Genomic DNA, 23,469 nt, shown 5'->3' on the forward strand with positions numbered 1-23,469 from the left:
TAGGGTTTACGGGCGAGGAAGCCAACTTTTTCAGGTGTCGCTCAGCTTCGCGACAGGGAGCTCAATAACTTTACTAAACTTTTACAATTGACCGTAACACCTCAGCCGCCGCTTGTGCTGGTATTGGTTTTTCTTCTATGCCATTTTTCGGTTCGCAGTCAACGGCAGAAGCATATGTTAACTTACTCCTTAACTGACAGGCTAAAACGTTTGACATTTTCTATGTAGATATAATTAGTAACATTCAGCAAATTTTTGGAACGGCAACTAATCGAATCAATTTCCGAGAAAAATCTGTCTCTTCTCTTAATTATAAACTTTTTGAGTAGCTGGGTGACTGTTGAAGTTGATCGGCTTACTCATCGTCCTTCTTATATCACACACTACTCTCAATAGTGTGCGACCGACATAAAATTTAATAATTTGTTTTTTCAAGATCGATCGACATCTCTAACAACTCAAGCATTGTCGGTTTTTCTACCGGGGCGGATGGTGCTGCGCTATTTATGCTTTTTAGTATAAAAACTAGGTTTTTGGGTTCGGGGGCTATTACTAAAACTATCGCTTTTATTCGCCCTCCGAGCAAGTTATAGCAATCCTTTCGGTAAACGCGCAACAGGTTTTTTTATTAACCGATGCAATAAGAAGATGACACATTGTTAAAGAAAAAAAAGAGTTCGCACCGCATGGGAGGATTGCTATTGATCTCGCTAGGGTTAGCTATTGGTAGTTGTTGTTTTTTGATTTTACTAATTACCAACTACTTTTTATTAGCGCTTACTGCTTTTGTGCTTTTCTTTCTCGAAGTTTCAACAAAATTTCTGCATGAACTTCGCGGGTTATGGGATAAAAATATGTGAGAATCATGCCAGCTATTAAAGCAATTGTGGGCAGCGGTCCGATCGCAACTCGAATGGCAAAGAGTGCAGAATCTGGCTGTACGGGTGCCGGCTGTCCGGGAACGGTAGAGAGAAATCCAGCTCTTTCTAATGCTTGGCCTACCAACCACAAACCCACTGCCAATCCGATTTTTTGCAGCAGTACCATAAACGAATAGAAAACGCCTTCGCGTCTTTCTCCTGTTTGCAGTTCGTCGAGTTCGATCACGTCCGGTATCATCGACCAAGGTATTAGATAAGCCGTGGAAACTCCGACACCTGCCATGACTGCTAATAGGTACATCTGCAATACTTGTCCTGGTTGGAGGAAAAACAGTCCAGCTTGGGCAATAATCCACAAACTCATGCCCATAAAATATACGGCTTTTTTGCCGTATCTCTCGCTGACTTTACTCCAAACAAATAGCATGATTAATGCAGTGCCTTGAACTGCGATCGCAACCAAGCTAAAAACGTACTGTGGCTGTTGCATCCAGTTAACAACAAAGTAGGGAATAATAGTAGCAGTCAACTGCACTCCCAGCCAAGAAAAAAGATAAATTCCAATTACGTACAAAAAAGGGCGATTGCTAAATGCAATCTGCAACTGTTCTTTCAGTGGCAAGGATGTAGAATTATCGAGTTCTGCGTTTTCTAGTAGTTGAGCTGCGACGTGCTTGCGAGTTCCCAAAACGCACCAGTACAAAGGTAAGACAGAGATAACTGCAGAGATTGCACCTAAGACTAAATATTGTTGATTCGGGTTTTTGTCAAATACAGCAAAGATAATTAGAGCTAAGATTAATGAAAAGATGCTGCCGCCAATGGAGAAAGCAAATCGAAAACTATTAAGGCTAGTGCGTTCGTTGTAGTCTTGAGTAAGTTCTGGAGTCAGGGCAGTGTAGGGAAGATTGACAGCCGTGTAGGCGGTGTTGAACAAAATGCTGATCGCAACATAGTACCAAAATAACACTGTGTGATCCGTGCTAGGTACAATCCACTGCAATAAGAAGAATATGCCGAAGGGAATGCCACCATATACGATCCAAGGATATCGGCGACCCCAAGGGTGAGAAGTGCGATCGCTCAAAACCCCCACAATCGGGTCGTTTATGGCATCCCAAACCTTGCCTATCACCAAAATATTGCTGGCTAAGCCAGCAGGTAAACCAGCAACATTGGTAAAGAAAACTAACAGGTAAAATGCCAAAACATTAGCGGTAATTGCCGGGCCGAGATCGCCTGCACCGTAAGCTAATTTTGTCGAGAGGCTGAGTTTTGGTCTTCCGGGGTTGTCGGCGGCTGGTTGAGGCGGGGAAATGTTGCTCATAAACTTTGATTTCGGGATTTTTTGGCAGTCACAGTCTTTCCAGTAGGAGTATAACTCGCGCTACGCCCTAATACTAAGTTTTTTGTAGCGATCGGGACAAGCTTGAAGATTTGGTAATTGGTAATTGATAATTGGTAATTCATAGGTTGGTGGGGGCAGGTTTACGAGATTATTGGTCTTAGGCAATTATTCTTAGTAAAACCTGCCCCTACTTAAGGAAAAAGTTGCGAAATCTGAACTTCTATTTCTGGAAATGCCAGCATTGACAAAACATCATCTTCATTAAATACTGTTTCTTGTAGGTAGTTTGCCTCGCCCGGTTCGCGAAAAACATAAACTTGCAGCGTGTTAACATCAAGTATCCAATAATCAGTAATTCCCGCCTTAGCATAAGCCGGTGCTTTCCGCTTGCGGTCTGTTTCTAAAGTCGTGTCAGCTATTTCTATTAATAAGAAAATATTGTCTGGTGCGGGATGAAAATCTTGGTACAGCCGAGGGTCAATTTGCACTACAGCAATATCCGGTTCTGGTTCTGAATTATAACTTAGAGCGATCGGGTCTTGAATGCGAATTAAAGCAAGTCTTGCCAGCAGATTTCTTAGATAGTCGGCGGCACAGAGATTAGTTGCTGCGTGGGGAGAATTTTTTGCACTTATTGAGATAATTTGCCCGTCTATTAATTCGACTCGTTCATCGGGATTGAGAATGCCTGTTTCGGTCATGCGGCGATATTCCTCTACAGTCCAAAAGCGTAAATCTGTTACAGTCATGGCACAATTTCCTTTGGCGATATTATCTATTATCGATTCACATTCTAGTTATTAAATTAATTGGTCAGCAATCTAGATTTAGCTGTAATTGCTCCCACACACCACAAAATAGCATTAACAATTTCCGATCGCTGAATATCTTCTGCGTCTAAAAAACTTGCAAACTCTTCCTCAATATTCAAATGGTCTGCAAAATCATAAAGTATGCGCTTGTATTCAGTTGGCATCGGTATTAAAGTAGCTTTCACTAAATCGAAAAGCGCGTTCAAACAGTTGAGGATAGTAGCTGACTCGTCAAAATCTTCGGCATCGAGCAAGTACAGCGTTTCTGCAATGTCGCAAATAGCGTCTATTTGTGTGGGTGGCTTTCCCAGTTCGCTGACATCGATATTGCACAATTGGAGAGCGTTAATCGCTAGTTCGGGACGGGTAAAAAATACAAGTTGACCGCCGGCTACTAAGGGTGGCTCTTGTTCTCCATAGACAATGAGAGTATATAGATTTGGTATTTCGGTGCTGGGGTCGATCCGGAAACCGAACAGCCACAACAATTTTTCTGTATTTGGGTTCGCTGTTTGCAGTGTTGTTGGGAAAGTTTTTGGTTCTGACATAAATTTTTAATCCCTATAATACGCTCTTAAACTCGGTTTATACGGAAGGTTTTTTGATAAAAATACAGAGAAACCGGGTTTATAAGGCAAGAGTGCGTAATTTTTTTATCCTATAAATTTTGCTGGATTATGTCGCAGCATTCGGCAACCGTTGCTCTTTCTTCCATTGCTGCTACTAGGGCTTCGTAAGCGGATTTGTGGCTTTCAATCAGGTTTTTTGCTCGCAGCAAACCCCAGTTTTGTTTGAGTTGAATCTCGGAACTTGGACGGCGCAGTTGTGTTAAAATTGCACTAATTTTTGTGCGATCTTCTGCTCCTCCTTGTGCGCTGCCGTAAACAAATTTTTCGGCGACTATTCCGGCCATCCATACGGCGCAGTATTGGTCTAAAAGTTGGGCGGAAAGAGTGCCACTTTGGAGTTGAGATGCTAATTGTTCGTCTTCAAATCGGACGCCACCTTGGGCTGTTTGACCTTGTTTAAATGCTTCCCAAGCGTTGAGGGCGTAGCTGGTTACGGGAATTCCTAACAGGTACGCGACTAGGAAGTGTCCGGCTTCGTGGTGAAGGATACGATCGCGCTTTTGTTTGGAAGTTCCCCCCAGCCAATCTAATAAAATAGTCCCGCCTTGACCTTGCCACTGGAAACTGTCAAGAGTGGCTAGCCCCAACAGGCAAAAAGTGGCGATCGCAGGTACGGCTTCTGGCAAGTTGAATAGGGGGCCCAACAATATTGAAATAGTGATGGCAAAGATAGAAATAGCGATAATATTCAAAGAAGTGTCTTTCATAATTGGGAATCGGTAAGTGAGAATTGGTAATGGGTAATTTGTAATAGGGAATTGGTTTTAGAGGTAAACTCAGGTACGATCGCGCGCTCGGTTTGGCAGCGTCGGGTCGATCGCAGTGGTCCCGCCTTCCGACAAAAACTCCACCTTCCAGTTTGACTGAAAATTGCTGCTCCGAAGCCACCGATATTAAAAAGATATTAAAATAAATCAAAGTCAAGTAAAAGTGTTAGTGGAATCCTTCATGTCAGTTTTGGCAGCGATCGCAGTTTTAGGTATCTTGATTGTCGTTCACGAACTCGGCCACTTCCTGGCGGCGAGACTTCAACACATCCACGTCAACCGCTTCTCCATCGGTTTCGGGCCCATCCTCTGGAAGTACCAAGGCCCGGAAACTGAATACGCCCTCCGCGCCTTTCCCCTGGGAGGTTTCGTGGGTTTCCCGGACGACGATCCAGACAGTACAATTCCCCCAAATGACCCGAATTTGCTCAAAAATCGCCCCGTGCTCGATCGGGCGATCGTCATTAGTGCAGGGGTAATTGCCAACTTAATTTTTGCTTATTTCCTGCTGGTGGTGCAATTGAGCACTGTCGGCGCGGCAGAAATGAACTACCTACCGGGAGTTAAAGTCCCGGAAGTCGCCGCAGAAGTCAGTTCGGCGGCGAAACAAGCGGGAATTCGATCGGGCGACGTTGTTCTGTCTGTTGACGGCAAGGAATTGGGCGCTTCCCGCGAAGCAATCAAATTATTGGTCACTGAAATCCAAGATCATCCCAACCAACCCCTAGCGTTGGAAATTCAGCGCCAAGAACAAAAATTTGTGGTGACAGTCACTCCCGAACAGTCCCCCGACGGCAAAGGTCGCATTGGCGTGCAGCTAACTTCTAACGGCACTGTAGTGCGGCAGAGGGCAGGAATTGTAGAGGCGTTTAGCAAGGCCGCCAAAGAATTTGAGCGAATTGTGCTGCTGACGGTTCAAGGTTTCGGGCAGTTACTTAGCAATTTCAGCCAAACTGCCGACAAGTTGTCCGGGCCGGTGGCGATTGTGGCGATTGGTGCAGGGATTGCTAAATCGGATGCTGCGAGTTTGTTTCAGTATGCCGTGTTAATTAGCGTGAATTTGGCTGTGATTAATATCTTGCCTTTACCTGCTTTGGACGGCGGCCAGCTAGCTTTTTTGTTAATCGAAGGACTGCGGGGTAAACCTTTACCGAACCGTATTCAGGAAAATGTTATGCAGACTGGTTTGGTGTTGTTGCTGGGTTTGGGAATTTTCTTGATTATTCGGGATACAGCTAATTTGGCTGGGTTCGATTTGATGGGCAATTTTCGGCAACAGTAAATTAAGGAATTGGGAATTGGGGAAAATTTAAAAGTATTAATTTTTTCTAATTCTCCGCCTTTTTTATTCTCGTATTTACCCAATGGGTAAGGTGCGCACTGCGCACCCTACATTTAGATTATGTGTGCAGTTTTCCCAATGGGTAAGATGTACAGTGCCAGCCCTTGATTTACATTAATGACTCGAAATAAGTTAAGTTTAAAACAAAGATCGCTCGAAATTCTGATTCGCCTCAAACGCCTGTATCCAGAAGCTCCTTGTACTCTCAACTACGAAACTCCGGTGCAGTTGCTGGTGGCGACGATTCTCTCGGCTCAGTGTACGGACGATCGCGTAAATCTGGTAACGCCGGCTTTGTTTGAGCGTTTTCCCGATGCGGTTGCTTTGGCAAATGCTGATATAGAAGAACTCGAAAGTCTCGTGCGATCGACTGGTTTCTACCGCAATAAGTCTAAAAATATTAAAGGTGCTTGTCAGGCGATCGTCAATAAATTTAACAATCAAGTGCCGCAGCGGATGGAACTGCTGCTAGAATTGCCCGGAGTTGCCCGCAAAACAGCTAATGTCGTTCTCGCTCACGCTTTTGGTATTAATATGGGCGTGACGGTAGACACTCACGTAAAACGTTTGACTCAGCGGTTGGGATTGACCGAACATAGCGATCCTACAAGGATCGAGCGGGATTTGATGATATTGTTGCCGCAGCCGGATTGGGAAAATTGGTCGATTCGGTTGGTTTATCACGGCAGGGCAGTTTGTAATGCGAGAAATCCGGCTTGCAATATTTGCGAACTTGCAGATTTGTGCCCTTCTGCTAATAGTTTGGTGTTGCGCCAAGGTTAAGTACAGGCAAGATGCGTGTACCACAAAAATGTTGAGTTATTGCAGATTTGTACTCTTTTGCTAATAGTTTGGTGTTGCACCAAGGTTAAGTACAGGCAAGATGCCTGTACCACAAAAATGTTGAGTTATTGTGGAACAGGCATCTTGCCTGTTGCTAAAAATCTTGTTAACAAAAGAAATAATTCAAATAAAAGAGATCCGAAATCACCAAAATATAGTAAAATAGTAGATTGTGATTTATCTAAGGATATCAACAGATTATGGCTAAGAAGAGCATGGTCGAGCGCGAGAAAAAGCGCCAGCGACTCGTAGACAAGTACGCCGACAAGCGGGAAGACCTGAAAGACCAGTTTGACCAAGCTACCAATCAGATGGACAAAATGGCGATTCACCGCCAACTGCAACAGCTACCCCGCAGCAGTTCGCGGACTCGCTTGCGGAACCGCTGCTGGGCAACTGGACGGCCCAGAGGTTACTATCGTGACTTCGGACTGTCTCGCAACATGATGCGAGAAATGGCTCACGAAGGTCTTTTGCCCGGTGTTGTGAAGTCTAGCTGGTAGTACGAAGAAAGAAGGAAGAAGGAAGAAGGAAGAAAGAAGAAAAAAACTCACAATTAATCGGCAGGATTAGGTTTGGGGTTGATTTTTGTTTCAGACTTATGAGTTAAATTTTTCTCCTTCTTGCTTCACTGACCACAGCATTTATCGATGCCGAGACTTTCGAGTAACAAGTCGCTGACGGCATTGGCGATCGCAAATTCGCCGTAGAAGCTTTTAGAAAAATCATAGGCCTGCATTTCGGTGACGATCGCAATTACGAGGCTGCCCACGTCATTTTCGCCTTCCATGCGCTGGCGGACATAGATTTGGGCAGCTCTTTTAGCTATTTGCTGGTTGGCTGCTTCTGGGATAAACTCGGAGTCTAGCCATGCCAGCAGCGTTTGTTGAAGCCATTGGCCTTCTTGTTCGGGGTTTTTGGCGGGCGGTAAGGTAATAGGTTCGATGATTTCAGACATGATTATTCCTAATTGCTAATGTTGACTTTGAAAAGTTAACTGAGAAATGACAACTGATAAATATATGCAATATGATATACCGACAATTATACAAGGATACGCGCAAGGCTATTTCTTGATGGCAAATGACGGGGAGGAGAGTTTGGGGTGGTATTCGAGCCGGCAGCGGGCGCTGATTCCCCTGGATGAAAGATTTACCTATCCGAAATCCCTGCGTCGCCAAATCAATCAAAATCGATTTTCGGTGGCTGTGAACCGCGATTTTGGGGCGGTGGTTGAGGGTTGTGCCGATCGCGAAACTACTTGGATTTCTAGGGAACTCAAGAAGATTTACTGGGCTTTGTATGAGGCCGGTTGGGCTTACAGCTTCGAGACTTGGTGCGGGGACGAATTGGCGGGCGGTATTTTAGGATTGTCGATCGGCGGTGCGTTTATTGGGGAGTCGATGTTTTACCGAATTCCCGAAGGTTCTAAGGTGGCGATGGTGAAGTTGGTGGAGAGATTGCGCGATCGATCTTATCTACTTTTCGACGCTCAAATGAACAATCCGCACTTGGAAAGATTCGGCGCTTATACTGTTAAAGAAAAACTGTACAACACTCTTTTGCAAGCAGCTTTGAAGCGCCGCTGCTCGCTATTTTGAAAGCTTTGAGCTAATCAGGACTCAATTTTGCGACTGCCAACCACTTTTATTATGGAGAATTAACCGGATATGATATTATCTCTTTATGCTTGGGAGTTTTTTCGGGAATTTGAAAAACAAAAAACGATTGAATTAGATGACTTGATTCAAGTTTACCGGGAACACTGGCGAGATGAGTCTTGGCATGAAGTGTTAGGTTTAATGGCAGGAATGGTGGATGCTAAATTTACCGATGAAGTCCTGGAATACCTGATTGGTGAAAATGGGGAAGCAGAAAAGTTTAGCAATCTATTTTTGGCGGCGGAGTGTGTTTCCGAAGTCAAGAATAGAAATGATATCGCTGCTATTGCTAGTAAGTTGCGCGAGCGAGTCAAAGAGTTAACTAAATACGAAAATAGCAGTGCTTCTACACCTCAAGAAGATGACAACCTAGTTTGGGAAATTCGCAGACAAGCAGTACCAGCACATCAAGAAGATGACAACCTAGTTTATGAAATTCGCCGACAAGCAGTAGCAGCAATTGCAGCAACTTGGAAAGATGACCCGGAAACCTTACCTTGGCTCAAACAAAGGGCTCAATCTGATGATGATTGGGCTGTGCGAGAAGCAGCAGTTCAAGAATTAGCACGGGGGTGGAAAGATGACCCGGAAACCTTACCTATCCTCAAACAACGGGCTCAATCTGATGATGATTGGGCTGTGCGAGAAGCAGCAGTACAAGAATTAGCACGGGGGTGGAAAGATGACCCGGAAACCTTACCTTGGCTCAAACAACGCACTCAATCAGACGATAATTGGGATGTGCGAGAAGCAGGAGTTCAAGAATTAGCACGGGGGTGGAAAGATGACCCGGAAACCTTACCTTGGCTCAAACAATGCACTCAATTTTACTATAATTCGGATGTGCGACGTGCAGCAGTTCAAGAATTAGCACAGGGGTGGAAATATGACCCGGAAACCTTACTTATCGTCCAACAACTGGCTCAATATGATGATAATGAAGATGTGCGAAAAGCAGCAGTACAAGAATTAGCACGGGGGTGGAAAGATGACCCGGAAACCTTACCTTGGCTCAAACAACTGGCTCAATCAGACGATGATTCGGATGTGCGACGTTCAGCAGTAGAAGAATTAGCACGGGGGTGGAAAGATGACCCGGAAACCTTACCTATCCTCAAACAACGCGCTCAATCAGACGATCATTGGGCTGTGCGACAAGCAGCAGTCCAAGAATTAGCACGGGGGTGGAAAAATGAGCCTGGAATATTTGAATTATTGTGCGAGGTTGCTATCCATAATCCCTTCGATCGCAAGTATGATTGGCAAGATAATCCCCGGCAAACAGCTCTTGCAGCTATGATTGAGTTATATCCCGATCGCCCTCAAACTTTAGAACTTGTGCGCGATCGCGCTCAGAACGATCGCGACCAAAAACTCCGCAACTTTGCCCAGAAAAAATTGGCAGAATTAGAACGCCAATGAGCGATATATTCGATCGCAGGTCGCCATTTTTTATAATTTTAGGGACTTGTCTTTGGGTGGGGGCGGGTTTATGATATTATGGGTTTTAAACATAGATTGTTGGTAAAACCAGCCCCGACAAAATTATCAATTACCAATGATAAATTGCGGGTTGAACAATATCGATGTAGGGGCGGGTTTCACCAACAATAATTGCCGAAAACCCATAATCTCGTAAACCCGCCCCCACCCGATGACAAATTAAAAGGTACATTGCTATGCGCTCCAGATAGCATTTAAGCCGGAATAAATGCTAAGAAACCCGGTCGATCGTAGAAATCTGGTTTCAGGGAATTGGGGTTATTTATGCTTTTAGGACTTACGCATCAAGACCAAAGAAACCGGGTTTTTTGCGGTTTGGCCGACTGTAACGAAGTATGCTGGTAAAAACCCGGTTTCTGACCACCCGTGCGTAAGTCTTATTCTTTTCAGCGCGAACCGGGATATTTGGTCGATCGTCCCCAGCTAAAATTACATATACTACAATATATAATACAGAGATTTGAGCCAAAATCCTTGGAGCTCAGAAAAATCAGAATCGAAGCCCCTTGAATGTGTAAAAATACTGAAGCAAACATTACTAAAGCCTGCACGGAGCAATTGTTGTGGATTCCAGATATAACCCCCAATCCATAGAAGAAAAATGGCAGCAGACATGGGCTGAGCAAAACTTAGACCAGATGCCAGAAGATACCCAAAAGCCTAAATTTTATGCCTTATCCATGTTCCCCTACCCGTCGGGAAACCTGCACATGGGCCACGTCCGCAACTACACAATCATCGATGTAATTGCCAGACTCAAGCGAATGCAAGGTTATCGGGTATTGAATCCGATGGGATGGGATGCTTTTGGTTTGCCCGCAGAAAATGCAGCTATCGAGCGAGGAATTCCCCCTGCACAATGGACTTATCAAAACATTGCCCAAATGAAAGGCTTATTTCGCCGCCTGGGTATTTCTTTCGACTGGACAAAAGAAGTTACAACTTGTTCTCCCGATTATTATCGGTGGACTCAATGGATTTTCTTGCAATTTTTAGAAGCCGGATTAGCATATCAAAAAGAAGCGGCAGTTAATTGGGACCCTATAGACCAAACAGTCTTAGCAAACGAACAAGTAGATAACGAAGGTCGTTCCTGGCGTTCCGGTGCCAAAGTTGAGCGCAAATTATTGCGGCAGTGGTTCCTCAAAATTACCGATTACGCCGAACAGTTATTAAACGACTTAGACAAATTGCCAGATTGGCCAGAAAGAGTCAAATTAATGCAAGCCAACTGGATCGGGAAATCAGTCGGCGCTTACTTAGAATTTCCGATTGTCGGGATGGATGAAAAAATCGCCGTTTTTACTACACGTCCCGATACAGTTTACGGCGTCAGTTACGTTGTTTTAGCACCGGAACATCCACTAACTAAGCGCGTAACAACCGAAGATAGAAAAACCGCCGTAGAAACCTTCATCAAAGAAGTCGCCACCCAAAGCGAGATCGATCGCACAGCCGAAGACAAACCCAAGCGCGGCATCCCCACAGGCGGCAAAGCAATCAATCCTTTCAACGGCCAAGAAATTCCCATTTGGATTGCCGATTATGTGCTTTACGAATACGGCACCGGCGCAGTCATGGGAGTACCCGCCCACGACACGCGAGATTTCAAATTTGCCAATCAATATCAACTGCCAATTAAAGTAGTAATTGTGGATGATGATGAAGTTCCGCTGACAGAAGCTTACACAGAACCAGGAATTATGATTAATTCCGAAAGCTTCAACGGCATGGATTCAGTTAAAGGCAAAGCAGCTATTATTCACCATGCCGAAAATGCAGGTTATGGCAAAGCCCGAATCCAATACCGCTTGAGAGATTGGTTAATTTCTAGACAGCGTTATTGGGGCGCTCCGATTCCCGTAATTCACTGTCCCACCTGCGGCACAGTACCCGTACCCCAATCGGATTTGCCCGTATTATTGCCGGAAAATGTAGAATTTACGGGCAAAGGTTCGCCATTGGCAAAGATGGAAGAATGGGTAAACGTTCCTTGTCCGAGTTGCGGCACTCCCGCGAAGCGAGAAACAGATACGATGGATACTTTTATCGATTCATCGTGGTATTTCTTGCGGTATCCCGATGCTCAAAATCAAGAGCAAGTCTTCGATACGGCGAAGACGAACGATTGGATGCCTGTAGACCAATATGTAGGCGGCATCGAACACGCAATTTTGCACTTACTGTATTCGCGGTTCTTTACCAAGGTTTTGCGCGATCGGGGTTTGATCAATTGTGACGAACCATTTAAACGCCTGTTAACTCAAGGCATGGTACAAGCAATGGCATACAAAAATCCCGTTACTGGCAAATACGTTCCCCCAGCAGATATAGACCCCGCAAATCCAAAAGATCCTGAAACTGGCGAAGCTTTAGAAGTCTTCTATGAGAAGATGTCAAAATCCAAATATAACGGCGTTGACCCCTTGCAAGTTATGGGAAAATATGGGGTAGATACGGCGCGGATGTTTATTTTATTCAAAGCACCGCCCGAGAAGGATTTGGAGTGGGATGACGCTGATGTGGAAGGACAATTTCGCTTTTTAAATCGCGTTTGGCGCGTGGTTACAGAGTTTGCTGCACGCCCCCCTGTCACCCCCGGTCAAGCAGTAGAAAATGCTGAATTAAGTAAAATAGAGAAGGATTTACGGCGGGCAATTCACACTGCAATTAAGGAAGTTAGCGAAGATTTGGAGGGCGATTATCAGTTCAATACTGCTGTTTCGGAAATGATGAAACTCAGCAATGCTTTGAATGATGCTAAGTGTAAAGATTCGCCAATTTATGCAGAAGGAATCAACACTTTGATTCGCTTGTTAGCCCCTTTTGCGCCGCATATTGCTGATGAATTGTGGCACAATACTGGTAACAGTGAATCGGTGCATACGCAAACTTGGCCGACTGTCGATCCATCTGCATTAGTTACCGATGAAATTACGCTGGTAATTCAAGTTATGGGCAAAACTCGCGGCACAATTCAAGTGCCTTCAGGTGCTGATAAAGCTGCTTTGGAAAAGTTTGCTCGCGAGTCGGAATTGGCCAAGCGTCACCTGGAAGGTAAGGAGATTAAAAAGGTAATTGTGGTGCCTGGAAAGTTGGTTAATTTCGTGGTAGCTTGAGGGTAAAAGTCGCTACCTGTATGCAACGTATCGTTTCTACACAAACACAACCTAATCCCCTTTAAACACTATCGGGCAACTATTATTTACTGTAAGAGTAGACAAGTTGCCCTTTTTTTACTAGCTTTAAGGGAATTTTAGGATTGTTTAGCGGCGCGTTTTTTAGCCTTACCTTTTCTTCCCATTCTTTGAATTTAGGTTCCAGCATTTCAGGTGTAAGTTTATAAATCTCTTTGAGAGTTATGCCTTCATACAGTCCAATATACCAAGCTTCTACTCGGCGATATTTGTCAAGTATAATTTCATTCAAATGATGGTGAGTAGTGACCCCACCGCTTCTATTGAGAGCAATATTTATTGTTTTAAGTTCGTATTCTTTTCCTTCAGCATCAATAGCATCGTTTCCTTCACGTCCAGGCGATATCCGTAGCCCTAAAAGGATTAATAACTGTAAAGTCTTTCCCCCGTTATCTTGAAAAATATCCGCAATACCATATTCACTAGCCAGATTTTGCAATTCTTGGATGCTTTTCATCGCATTTTCTAGCCGTTTAGCATCTGAAATGCGTTCTGCTTCCGTGGTAACAGCCTCTTCAACAGGCTCTACAACTGACGGAGAAACTGGTTCAGCTATTAGGGTGCTAATGAGAGCTGTACTCTCGTCGCTTTGGCTAAAACTGATTAAATAAGTAGCAGGTACATCGAGTGCTTCAGCTAGAGCGAAAATAACTTCAAAGGATGGCGATCTTTCACCGCGTTCCAATAAGCTGATATAGTCAGTAGTCTTGTCTATGAGTTCTGCTAACTCCTCCTGTGTCATCCTTTTTTCTCTGCGTAACTGACTTACCTTGGCCGCAAATTGTTGTCTGGCTTCTTTGTAATTCATACCCCTCACAATTCATAAAAACGAACTGAAAGTTCGCTTTTTGAATGGTACGAAGAATTTATCCCCAAAACAACGTACTGAAAGTACGGATTTAGTGCAACTAAAAGTACGGATTTAAATATAATGACAGTAGGCTGTGTCTGTTGTACCTTAAACTAATCTAGATTAAACATGAGTAACCTTTTGCCCGCCCCAATTTACACCACCCAATACGGTCAATCTTATTTGGGAGATTCTCTTCATCTCCTGAATAGTCTTGCTAGCAATTCTGTAGATTTGGTGATTACATCCCCTCCTTTTGCATTGCAACGCCAAAAGAGTTATGGAAATGAAGATCAAGATTTATATGTCGATTGGCTGCTGGGCTTTGCTCCTGAAATTAAAAGAGTTCTCAAGGATACTGGAAGTTTTGTTATGGATCTTGGAGGTGCTTATCAAAAAGGAATACCTGTACGATCGCTGTATAATTACCGCGTGCTTATTAGGTTATGCGACGAGTATGGATTTAAACTTGCTCAAGAGTTTTTCTGGTTTAATCCTTCCAAACTTCCATCTCCTATAGAGTGGGTGAATAAAAAGAAAATTCGGGCTAAAGATTCTGTGAATACTGTTTGGTGGCTTTCTAAAACGAATCAGCCTCAAGCGAATATTAGTAAAGTCAAAGTAGAGTATTCTGAGAGAATGAAAAAACTTTTGAAAAATGCTGATGAATTTTACACGCCCAAAGAACGTCCTTCCGGTCACAATATTAGCGATCGATTTGCCAAAGATAATGGAGGTGCTATTCCATCTAATTTGCTAGAGATTTCTAATTCGGAAAGTAATTCTCAATACTTGCGTTGGTGCAAAGAGTTTAATGTTAAGGCGCATCCGGCACGTTTTCCCAAAAGATTACCGTCATTTTTTATAAATTTTCTTACTGAACCGGGAGACTTGGTAGTAGATATTTTTTCTGGTTCTAATACTACGGGTCATGCAGCCGAAGAATTATCAAGAAACTGGATAAGTTTTGAAAAGGAAAAACAATATGTTGCTGCATCAATATTTAGATTTTTGCCTCAAGAATATTTTGGGCAAGCGGATACAATATACAACCAATTGTTAACTCAGGAAGCATCAGGATTGATTTTACCTCAAAATAGGATACTTTTTGAAGTTAATAATCATTGTTTTTAATAGGGCTAAATAGTCAAAATTTTATTTCAGATATGAAACTGTCTATTGAAATCGCTTCTACACGAACAAATTACCAGCAGAGAGGGACTGAAAGAGATGATTTCAATTGTTAGTTTCAAAAAGTAATTGCACGATCGCTCCGCATTCCAATTTTAAGACTGATTGAGCGCTGCCGCCATTAACGGCAATTTCTACCCAACCGTCTGAACCAGTTATGGCAATTAAATCGCCCGGTTCGGTGTCGCTGTAGGTTTTACCGCTGGGGATGCGAATTGCATCAGAACTCTTGCTAATTGTCAATGACCAATTGTTACCTATAATGCAATTATTGGGGATATTAGTAATTAGATTGCCGAAGCGATCGACATATTGAACACAGCCTTCTATACCTGTGGCTGTAACGGCACAATTTGGTATCTCTAACTGCACTAAACTTGCAGGGTGGATCGTCTCCCCCAACTTTTCCAATGCTACCCCGTTCGCCAAGTGAGCACCCGCTGCAGCGAAAATATCGCGACCGTGAAAAGTGCTGCTGGGTTGAGGTGTGCGCCAGTATTTGGGGTTGGTGAGTTCGACACAGGCGATCGCACTTTCCCGACTCAACACCCCGCTAAACAACCCGTTATCCGGCCCGACAAGAAAGCAATTAGCACATTGAATCGCAACTCCGCGTCTCTTGCTTCCCACCCCCGGATCGACGACAGCAACGTGTACGGTTTCCGGCGGAAAATAAGCAAAAGCAGTCATCAAACAAAACCTCGCCGCCGCAATATTTTGAGATGGTATTTGGTGCGTAATGTCAATGACTTTTAACTGCGGGTTAATTTGGGCGATCGCACCTTTCATCACTCCCACATAAACATCGCTTAATCCAAAATCCGTCAGCAGAGTTATAATTCTATTTTTAGACATATATCCACAGGTAAAAATATGGTATCACAATGGGAAAACTTTCTGCAAAACTTGGGAGAATGGCGCGGTTCATTCACTCAGATATCGCCGCGAGGAGAGGTACTTAAAGATACTCCTAGCATTATTTCTCTCGAAGGTTTCAATGACAACAAAAATGTGCGATTGAAACTCCGTCGCTTTTCCCCAAATCCTAGCGGTGTCGGCGAACCGGAAGTGAGCGAACTTGTTCGAGAATATCAAAGTTTGGGACGAGATATCCTATTTTTTGAGAATGGAGCTTTTTCTCAGGGTACTATTCAACTAGCGCCTTATTCTGAGTGCGGTGCCGAGTTTGGTTTTATCTACAATTATCGCCGGTTGCGCTTCGTTCAGCTCTACAATACCGACGGCAATTTATCAAACCTTACCTTAATTCGGGAAAAACAGCCGGATAAAAATGTCCCCGAACGTCCGCCTTTAACTGTTGAGGCTTTGGTGGGAGAATGGCAGGGCGAGGCGGTGACAATGTATCCAGATTTGCGTTCTCCAGACTTTTATTCTACCAAACTGCAATTGCATTTGGAAAGTAGCGATCGCCTAAATCAAAAAATTACTTTTGGCAGTAATGCTACTGTTATCACTTCTAGCGCCAGCATTGACGGTTCCGTCCTGCACTTTAACGAAAGTGTTTCGCCCGTACAAGTTTTACTGCTTCCTGACGGCGGTTCTTGCACTTTACCTGTCAAGATTGAATCCAGAAAACCTCTATTTTTCGAGGCCGGTTGGTTGGTAGAACCTGACTTGCGGTTTCGGATGATTCGCAGTTACAATGAGCGGGGTGAATGGGTAAGTTTAACTTTAGTTAAAGAACGAAAAATTAGTCATTAATCCCAATCAGTTGTTGAGGATTAATATTGAGTCTTTTGGGCGGGCTGGAAGCCCACCCCACAATAAACTTGATGTATTGTGGAACGGCCATGTTGCGGACGGGCTATGAGTAACGCCCCACAATAAACTTGATATATTGTGGAACGGGCATCTTGCCCGTTCTAAAAATAGTACAAGATATCAGCACTACAAACATTTTTCAGATTTAGGAACCGGATTTTGTTTCCTGGGTTTGCGACTGAATCACGGCACTCCAGTCATCATTGTTAACAGCCGCTTCCAAATCCTTAGCGCGTTCGCCGTCACTTTGGGTGGCTGTTTCTAATTCTTTGGTAAGAGTAGAATCTGCCATTGCTTTGCGTAATTTTAGCTTCTTTTCCTCATAAGCTTTTTGTTCCTCAGCAGACATAGCAGCGCGCGCAGCTTGGCCTACTGTACTCGCCCACATTTCGCTTTCAGCACCGTTTCCAGGCGGAATGCTGCCAATTTCTGCTATCCAAGCATCCCGCAAACTTTCCATTTCTTCCCGCTTCGGGAATTTGAAAGTTTGCACGCGCAGGAAAGCACAATTTTCTGCGCCATTTTGGGCGATGTGACCGTTGAGTGAAAGCAGGATATTTCGCGAATAACCGATAAACTGAGTGTTGCGGGAAGTGTCCATTACAGCGTAAACGCCGGCGACTTTCGCGTTAGTTGCCAAATCGCGCCATGTATCGATCGACATTACTTGCGTGCCGTCATTTTCTAATTCAGAAATAGCGGCTGCTGCGCTGTGTTCTGAGTCGGAACTGTATAAAAAGTTGTGCAGTCCTTCATGGGCGACAGGTACGTTTTGATGTTCAATTGCTACGTCTCGATCGGCATTCACTTGATTAGCTTCCATAAAACCCAATTCCTCAAAAAATGTCAACTTTACTCATTCAATCCCACTTTCAGGGGCGGGCTTTCTGGCCCACCCCACAATAAAGTTCTGTTTGTGGAACAGGCCGAAAAGCCTGTTCTATTGTTTTTTTTGCCCTTATATACTTAACTTGCGGCAATTTGTTGCAATTCCTCGTCAGTTAATTTAACTTCGAGCGCCCGCACAGAGTCCTCAATACTCGATACTTTGGTCGCACCGGGAATCGGAACGATGCAGGGCGATTGAGCCATCAACCAAGCTAATACTATACAGTAAACTGAAACGTTTTTTTCTGCGGCTAATTTGGCGATCGCGGGTATATCTTGCAAGCTGGTGACGCGGCGGCTTCCTCCCAAAGGACTCCAGGGAAAAAATGTCAGTTTTTCGGTTTCGCAATATTCCAGAACGCCGTCTGATTCCGGCTGTCTGTGCCACGGATTGTACTGATTCTGTACAGAGACAATTTCTACTGTATCGCGGGCACGTTTGATCTGCTCTACAGAAAAGTTGGACACTCCAATAAATCGAATCATTCCTGCTTCTACTGCTTCTTTTGCGGGTGCTAGGGCTGCTTCGATGGTATAAGCGGGATCTGGCGAGTGATATTGCCAAAGGTCGATCGGTTTCTCGCCGCCCAATGCTTCAAAACTTTCGCGAATTGTCTGGCGCAAATGATGGGGATTGCCGTTGCGCGTCCATGCACCTTGAGGCCGCATTAAGCCGCCTTTAGTGGCGACAGTAACGGCCCGAGTATCTCCCGTGTACTGTTCCAAAGCTTTGGCAATCAGTTGCTCGTTGTGGTGTTTGTCGGATTCATCTTGGCAGTAGGAATCTGCGGTGTCAATTAGGGTGACACCCAAATCGAGGGCGCGGTGAATTACCGCAATTGATTGCGATTCTGGCGGCCGGCTGCTTAAGGACATTGGCATACCTCCAAGACCGATCGCGCTGATAGTAAAATTACTGTTACCCAGTTTTTTTCTTTTCATTGGTTTGCCTGCGTTTGCGTGGTTTATTCCCAGTTTACCTTTCAAGGATAAATTGAAGTCTTAAATTTATTTAACTATCTAAGTAAGTAGAAAAAAAAATTAGATAAGCTGTTGGGTCTTTAAAATATATATTTCAATTCCCTATTCCCCACGTGTCAAATCTTCTCCCTCTCAAACATAAGAGACAATCTAGATGTGCAGCAGCTTACCTACCTACTTAACTAGCTGGAAGCGCTGGTGTAAAACCGGAGTGCAAATTGCCAGAAGTAGCGGGAGAAAAATAACAGCCCGATCGCCAATATTCCCGCCCCTGCCATCCAAACGATTTCACCTCTCCCTAGCATGGCTTCTGCTGGCACAGTCGTCAAGAAGGCAACGGGAACTACGAAAGTGAAGAAAAATCGATAAGCTGCGGGATAAGCTGCCATTGGAAATCTACCCGCTTCTAACAATCCTTTGAGGACTTCCGTAACATTGTAAATTTTGACAAACCAAATGCTGGTGGCCCCTAACATAAACCATATACTGTAAAGAGTAATAGTTCCGAATAACAGCGGTATTGCTGTTAAAAAATAGTTGCCGATTTCTACTCCCAACTTGTTAGCGGCATACAGCAGCAATACGGTGCCGAAGATTAAATCTGGGATTCCCCAAGGCGAAACTGTGTTTGCAGATAGCCAGAATTGGGAACTGATGGGTTTGAGGAGTACGAAATCGAGAGTACCTTGCTGCACTCGATCGACAATACGGCTGAGATTAGGTGCTAGAAACGTTGACGAAAACCCCTGCAAAATCGTGAAAATACCGAGTACAACTAAAGCCTCTTCCCATGAATAGCCGGCAAACGTGTAGTCGGTACGGTAGAACAAAAACAGCCCAAACAAGCTGCCGGCAAGATTCCCGAGGCTGCTGAGGGTCGCGAGGACAAAGTTGATTCGGTATTCTAGTTCCGCTGCGATCGCCGCACCCCAGAACAATTTCAGTACGTGCAAATATCGTCCCATGTTTGTCGCCATTTTTTGCCGTGTAAATACTTAAATTCCCCTATTTTAAAGGTTGTATGAAGTTAACTGCTGTAGGGGCTGCTAATTTTACTATAACTTTAAATTATTGATACCGCTTACTTAAGGAGTTTTACTCACAAATAGTATTAAGTTATTTAACAAAATTTAAATTAATATTTGTAATATTAATTTAAGTCAATATTAAACCCATATATTTTGGCAATTATTAAGCATGATTCATATTTTAACACAAAAGAGCGCTTAATTGATTGGAAATACTAATATGTTACAACTCTTAAAATTATAAATATTTCAAAAACATCTAGCCATACCCAAACGGAACACTTAGGATGGGGCATACGTACTCAAAAGCAATACGTAATCAGCAATGCGTAATTATACGTACACAAGAGGGTGCGAGAAATTGACTTAACTAACAACACGTAAGGAAAAAAAGACATGGATGCTTTAACATTATCGAGACTGGGCGTTAAGCACACCAAGAGTGCAGTGGCCGAATCGCTGCGGATCAATACAGGATACGACGTGACGAGCCCAGTAACTTTTTACGGAATCGTCAATGAGCGTTGCAATGTTAAATGCCGACAGTGCGAATATTGGCGACTTAAAGAATATAAAGACGAAATGACGATCGAAGAATGGCAAAATGCCCTCTTGAGCGTCAAAGAATTTGTGGGCGAATTTTCAATCAACTTTAGTGGCGGCGAACCTTATATTAAAAAAGGTTTTCTAGACTTACTGGTCTTTGCGAATAAAAATGGCATTCACGCCGGCGTCACCACCAACGGCTATTGCATGACCAGGGAAAATGCAGCCAAAACTGTCGCTGCTCGTCCTTTTAATGTGAATATCTCCGTTGACGGGCCGAATGCAGAACTGCACGATTATTTGCGGGGTCAACCGGGATTATTCGACAGACTTTCTAAAGGAATCGGTTATCTGCGCGAAGAACAAGAAAAACAGAACGTCCTGTTTCCGATCAACATCAAACCGACAATGAACCGACTCAATTTCCGCCACCTCCCGGAAATAGTCACTTGGGCTCAGGGAATTGGGGCGACGACGGTGAACTTCCAACCAGTCAACCGCTGGACGCCAGAAACATACGAGGAATTGTGGATTGAAAAAGAAGACATGGAGGAATTTTCACAGGTAATCGAGCGCCTAATTGAAATGAAGAACCACGGTGCTCCGATTATGAACAGCGATGAAGTGTTGCGATTGATGATTCCTCACTTTGCGGAAGAAAAAGCTCCTGATTCAACTCGTCCTTGTCGCGTTGGACTGCGGAATTACTGGATTGATACGCGCGGCGATGTGAAATTGTGCGATGAGTTTCCCGTGATTGGTAATGTAAAAAATGCCAGCGCCCGCGAGATTTGGTATGGCGAAAAAGCTCAGGAAGTCCGCCGCGATACTTTGAATTGTGGCAAGCTTTGTCTGATTACTTGTGTCTCGCAAAAGACGATTTTAGACAAGGTAAAAATGGGGATGAAGTTATTAAAAAATTGAGGTTCGAGCTGTGTTAGTATTGCTTGTGTTCATGGTGTCCGGGTTTTATCAGAAACCCGGTTTTTTGTTTATTTGTCTTTGTTCTTGCTGTTGATTTCCATTTGTTCTCGATTGCGCTCTTTCTGCTCTTGTTCCTTTTGCTTGTATAAGTCTATTTGTTGGCGATCGCGCTGACGTGCCCTCTCTTCCTGTTCCAGGTTCAATTCCACCTGTTCTATTTCCACCATCCCGCGAATTGTGGATCTTGTCGGCTGCAACAAATCTTGATTAGCAATCAGGGAGTTTAAGTATTTTTCCATTTGACTTTAATATTTGCGATCGCACAAACTTCGGAACTTCTGCAAAAACACCAGATTGTCGCCTTTCATGGACAAACATTTAATTTTAGCATAACTTTCGATATAATTTTCCGCATTAATATCAACGGTCTTGCTGTATTCTAGCAAATCGCGCAATTCCTGAGCATAATCAAATACTTGGCTTATGATTTCAGCTAACAATTTCTTTAACTTCGCGAGTTTAATTTCTCGATTTGGTTCCGCTTCTATTTGACTGAATTCGGGCAGCTTTCTTTCTAATCGGCTGGCTATTTGCTGCACTCGGCGATCGACCTTTCTATGCCAAAAGGGAACTCGACCTTCGATGCTAAAAGTGCGATCGCCCGTCGCCCGTGAAAAAGTCGTCAAGGGATCTCGTACAATCCGATGCTAAAAGTGCGATCGCCCGTCGCCCGTGAAAAAGTCGTCAAGGGATCTCAACCTTTCGATGTCAAAAAGAGCGATCGCTGGAAATTCCTTCTCTCTCAAGTGTCATTGTGCCCTTAGATTGGCTAAAATAATCCTCATATCGTCTAGAAAAGCTTTATGCCAGAAGTTGCACGATTTTACGGAATCATCATCAAAATTTTATTCCTAAACTAGACGAGTTTAGTGTTTTAGCTGATGTTTCGTATGAGTGTTGCTATTATTAAAGTATCTTCACTATTAACGGGGACATAGTATTATGATTAATGAGCGCCTCGAAACCTTAATAAACCAAGCTGAAAAACTCATACAGACAGGTGATTATAAGGGAGCGATCGGCATATTCCAGCAAGCTTTGGAAATCGATCCCAATAATACAGAATTTTTGATAAAGTATGGTGGAGTATTGGGGAAAAATAAGCAATATCAAGAAGCATTTGAAATTTTTGAAAAAGCTAGGGTTATCGACCCCAAAAATGTAAAAATCCTAAGCTCCTATGCTGAGGTATTAAAGGCTCGACGTAAGCGAAATAAACTGTTGGAAGTTTTGCATATTCTAGTAAAAATTGAGCCAGACAACCCAAAAAGCCTCAATATTTATGCCAATGCTTTGAGTTCAAATAATCAGCATGAGAAAGCTTGGTCATTCTTTGAACGAGCGCTACAAATTCAACCTAATAATCGGATAACATTATGTAGTTATGCCAATGCTTTGAGTTCAAATAATCAGCATGAGAAAGCTTGGCTATTCTTTGAACGAGCGCTACAGATTGAACCTAATAATGTGACAACGCTAAATAGTTATGCCAAAGGTTTGATTTCAAATAATCAGCATGAGAAAGCTTTGCTATTCTTTGAACGAGCGCTACAGATTGAACCTAATAATGTGACAACACTATTTAGTTATATCAAAGCTTTGATTTCAAATAATCAGCATGAGAAAGCTTGGCCGTTGTTTGAGCGAGCGCTACAGATTGCACCTAATAATGTGACAACATTATTTAGTTATATCAAAGCTTTGATTTCAAATAATCAGCATGAGAAAGCTTGGCCGTTGTTTGAGCGAGCGCTACAGATTGCACCTAATAATGTGACAACGCTAAATAGTTATGCCAAAGCTTTGATTTCAAATAATCAGCATGAGAAAGCTTTGCTATTCTTTGAACGAGCGCTACAGATTGAACCTAATAATGTGACAACGCTAAATAGTTATGCCAATGCTTTGATTTCAAATAATCAGCATGAGAAAGCTTGGCAGTTGTTTGAGCGAGTGCTACAGATTGAACCTAATAATGTGACAACGCTAAATAGTTATGCCAATGCTTTGATTTCAAATAATCAGCATGAGAAAGCTTGGCAGTTGTTTGAGCGAGTGCTACAGATTGAACCTAATAATGTGACAACGCTAAATAGTTATGCCAATGCTTTGATTTCAAATAATCAGCATGAGAAAGCTTGGCAGTTGTTTGAGCGAGCGCTACAGATTGAACCTAATAATGTGACAACGCTAAATAGTTATGCCAATGCTTTGATTTCAAATAATCAGCATGAGA

The 23,469-nt window shown here is 43.5% G+C and carries 23 protein-coding genes; 10 read left to right on the forward strand and 13 right to left on the reverse strand.

The annotated features are described in order from the left end of the window. Positions 1–73: 73 nt before the first annotated feature. The 5 genes from QUA27_RS21510 to QUA27_RS21530 form a co-directional block, all read right to left on the reverse strand. Positions 74–217 (reverse strand): hypothetical protein, encoded by a 144-nt coding sequence (locus QUA27_RS21510; protein WP_333070323.1) that lies wholly within the window; start codon positions 215–217, stop codon positions 74–76. A 560-nt stretch (positions 218–777) separates the two neighbouring features. Further along, positions 778–2,208 (reverse strand): MFS transporter, encoded by a 1,431-nt coding sequence (locus tag QUA27_RS21515; RefSeq protein ID WP_333070324.1) that lies wholly within the window; start codon positions 2,206–2,208, stop codon positions 778–780. A 212-nt stretch (positions 2,209–2,420) separates the two neighbouring features. Then, positions 2,421–2,978, reverse strand: a complete 558-nt coding sequence (locus QUA27_RS21520; protein ID WP_333070326.1) for a Uma2 family endonuclease — start codon at positions 2,976–2,978, stop codon at positions 2,421–2,423. 56 nt (positions 2,979–3,034) lie between these two features. Further along, a complete protein-coding gene (locus tag QUA27_RS21525) occupies positions 3,035–3,589 on the reverse strand; it encodes a hypothetical protein (RefSeq protein ID WP_333070327.1) in 555 nt (184 codons plus the stop codon). Positions 3,590–3,699: 110 nt separating this feature from the next. Continuing rightward, a complete protein-coding gene (locus tag QUA27_RS21530) occupies positions 3,700–4,377 on the reverse strand; it encodes an ATP-dependent Zn protease (RefSeq protein ID WP_333070328.1) in 678 nt (225 codons plus the stop codon). A gap of 241 nt (positions 4,378–4,618) precedes the next feature. Between QUA27_RS21530 and rseP the strand changes: the two genes are divergently transcribed. The 3 genes from rseP to rpsN all read left to right on the forward strand — a co-directional run bounded on the left by rseP (position 4,619) and on the right by rpsN (position 7,125). Next, positions 4,619–5,719, forward strand: coding sequence for an RIP metalloprotease RseP (gene rseP, locus QUA27_RS21535; protein WP_333070330.1), 1,101 nt, complete (start codon positions 4,619–4,621; stop codon positions 5,717–5,719). A gap of 177 nt (positions 5,720–5,896) precedes the next feature. Then, positions 5,897–6,562, forward strand: coding sequence for an endonuclease III (gene nth, locus QUA27_RS21540; RefSeq protein ID WP_333070331.1), 666 nt, complete (start codon positions 5,897–5,899; stop codon positions 6,560–6,562). Positions 6,563–6,822: 260 nt separating this feature from the next. Next, positions 6,823–7,125, forward strand: a complete 303-nt coding sequence (gene rpsN / locus QUA27_RS21545; protein ID WP_333055623.1) for a 30S ribosomal protein S14 — start codon at positions 6,823–6,825, stop codon at positions 7,123–7,125. Between the two features lie 125 nt (positions 7,126–7,250). Here the strand turns inward: rpsN and QUA27_RS21550 are convergent, their stop codons facing one another. Beyond that, positions 7,251–7,580: a DUF8822 family protein gene (locus tag QUA27_RS21550; protein WP_332980099.1), complete on the reverse strand. Its 330-nt coding sequence runs from the start codon at positions 7,578–7,580 to the stop codon at positions 7,251–7,253. Positions 7,581–7,626: 46 nt separating this feature from the next. Here QUA27_RS21550 and aat point away from each other — a divergent pair, with 46 nt between their 5' ends. The 3 genes from aat to leuS all read left to right on the forward strand — a co-directional run bounded on the left by aat (position 7,627) and on the right by leuS (position 12,905). Continuing rightward, positions 7,627–8,223, forward strand: coding sequence for a leucyl/phenylalanyl-tRNA--protein transferase (gene aat / locus QUA27_RS21555; RefSeq protein WP_445251533.1), 597 nt, complete (start codon positions 7,627–7,629; stop codon positions 8,221–8,223). A gap of 69 nt (positions 8,224–8,292) precedes the next feature. Further along, a complete protein-coding gene (locus tag QUA27_RS21560) occupies positions 8,293–9,705 on the forward strand; it encodes a HEAT repeat domain-containing protein (RefSeq protein ID WP_333070334.1) in 1,413 nt (470 codons plus the stop codon). Between the two features lie 644 nt (positions 9,706–10,349). Then, positions 10,350–12,905 (forward strand): leucine--tRNA ligase, encoded by a 2,556-nt coding sequence (gene leuS / locus QUA27_RS21565; RefSeq protein WP_333070337.1) that lies wholly within the window; start codon positions 10,350–10,352, stop codon positions 12,903–12,905. Between the two features lie 82 nt (positions 12,906–12,987). Here leuS and QUA27_RS21570 read toward each other — a convergent pair whose 3' ends face one another. Then, positions 12,988–13,791: a helix-turn-helix domain-containing protein gene (locus tag QUA27_RS21570; protein WP_333070339.1), complete on the reverse strand. Its 804-nt coding sequence runs from the start codon at positions 13,789–13,791 to the stop codon at positions 12,988–12,990. A 171-nt stretch (positions 13,792–13,962) separates the two neighbouring features. On the opposite strand from QUA27_RS21570, the gene QUA27_RS21575 reads away from it, so the two are divergent. Continuing rightward, positions 13,963–14,967, forward strand: a complete 1,005-nt coding sequence (locus QUA27_RS21575; protein WP_333070341.1) for a DNA-methyltransferase — start codon at positions 13,963–13,965, stop codon at positions 14,965–14,967. A gap of 102 nt (positions 14,968–15,069) precedes the next feature. On the opposite strand, the gene QUA27_RS21580 is transcribed toward QUA27_RS21575, so the two are convergent. Continuing rightward, positions 15,070–15,879: an SAM hydrolase/SAM-dependent halogenase family protein gene (locus QUA27_RS21580; protein WP_333070342.1), complete on the reverse strand. Its 810-nt coding sequence runs from the start codon at positions 15,877–15,879 to the stop codon at positions 15,070–15,072. An 18-nt stretch (positions 15,880–15,897) separates the two neighbouring features. On the opposite strand from QUA27_RS21580, the gene QUA27_RS21585 reads away from it, so the two are divergent. Then, positions 15,898–16,746 (forward strand): DUF3598 family protein, encoded by an 849-nt coding sequence (locus QUA27_RS21585; RefSeq protein ID WP_333070343.1) that lies wholly within the window; start codon positions 15,898–15,900, stop codon positions 16,744–16,746. Positions 16,747–16,951: 205 nt separating this feature from the next. On the opposite strand, the gene QUA27_RS21590 is transcribed toward QUA27_RS21585, so the two are convergent. From QUA27_RS21590 to QUA27_RS21600, 3 genes are all read right to left on the reverse strand, one after another. Further along, positions 16,952–17,629, reverse strand: coding sequence for a GIY-YIG nuclease family protein (locus tag QUA27_RS21590; protein ID WP_333070346.1), 678 nt, complete (start codon positions 17,627–17,629; stop codon positions 16,952–16,954). A gap of 143 nt (positions 17,630–17,772) precedes the next feature. Beyond that, complete coding sequence (locus QUA27_RS21595; protein ID WP_333070348.1) at positions 17,773–18,636, reverse strand: aldo/keto reductase; 864 nt, start codon at positions 18,634–18,636, stop codon at positions 17,773–17,775. A 221-nt stretch (positions 18,637–18,857) separates the two neighbouring features. Beyond that, positions 18,858–19,652 (reverse strand): ABC transporter permease, encoded by a 795-nt coding sequence (locus tag QUA27_RS21600; RefSeq protein WP_333070351.1) that lies wholly within the window; start codon positions 19,650–19,652, stop codon positions 18,858–18,860. 447 nt (positions 19,653–20,099) lie between these two features. Here QUA27_RS21600 and QUA27_RS21605 point away from each other — a divergent pair, with 447 nt between their 5' ends. Continuing rightward, positions 20,100–21,173, forward strand: a complete 1,074-nt coding sequence (locus QUA27_RS21605) for a radical SAM protein (RefSeq protein ID WP_333070353.1) — start codon at positions 20,100–20,102, stop codon at positions 21,171–21,173. Positions 21,174–21,241: 68 nt separating this feature from the next. Here QUA27_RS21605 and QUA27_RS21610 read toward each other — a convergent pair whose 3' ends face one another. Then, positions 21,242–21,472, reverse strand: coding sequence for a hypothetical protein (locus QUA27_RS21610; RefSeq protein ID WP_333070357.1), 231 nt, complete (start codon positions 21,470–21,472; stop codon positions 21,242–21,244). A gap of 6 nt (positions 21,473–21,478) precedes the next feature. Beyond that, positions 21,479–21,859 (reverse strand): hypothetical protein, encoded by a 381-nt coding sequence (locus QUA27_RS21615; protein ID WP_333070359.1) that lies wholly within the window; start codon positions 21,857–21,859, stop codon positions 21,479–21,481. A gap of 316 nt (positions 21,860–22,175) precedes the next feature. Here QUA27_RS21615 and QUA27_RS21620 point away from each other — a divergent pair. Next, on the forward strand, positions 22,176–23,469 hold a 1,294-nt coding region (locus QUA27_RS21620; RefSeq protein WP_333070362.1), incomplete at its 3' end, for a tetratricopeptide repeat protein.

It is taken from the genome of Microcoleus harperi Pol14_C6 (assembly GCF_036701295.1).
Lineage (GTDB): Bacteria > Cyanobacteriota > Cyanobacteriia > Cyanobacteriales > Microcoleaceae > Microcoleus.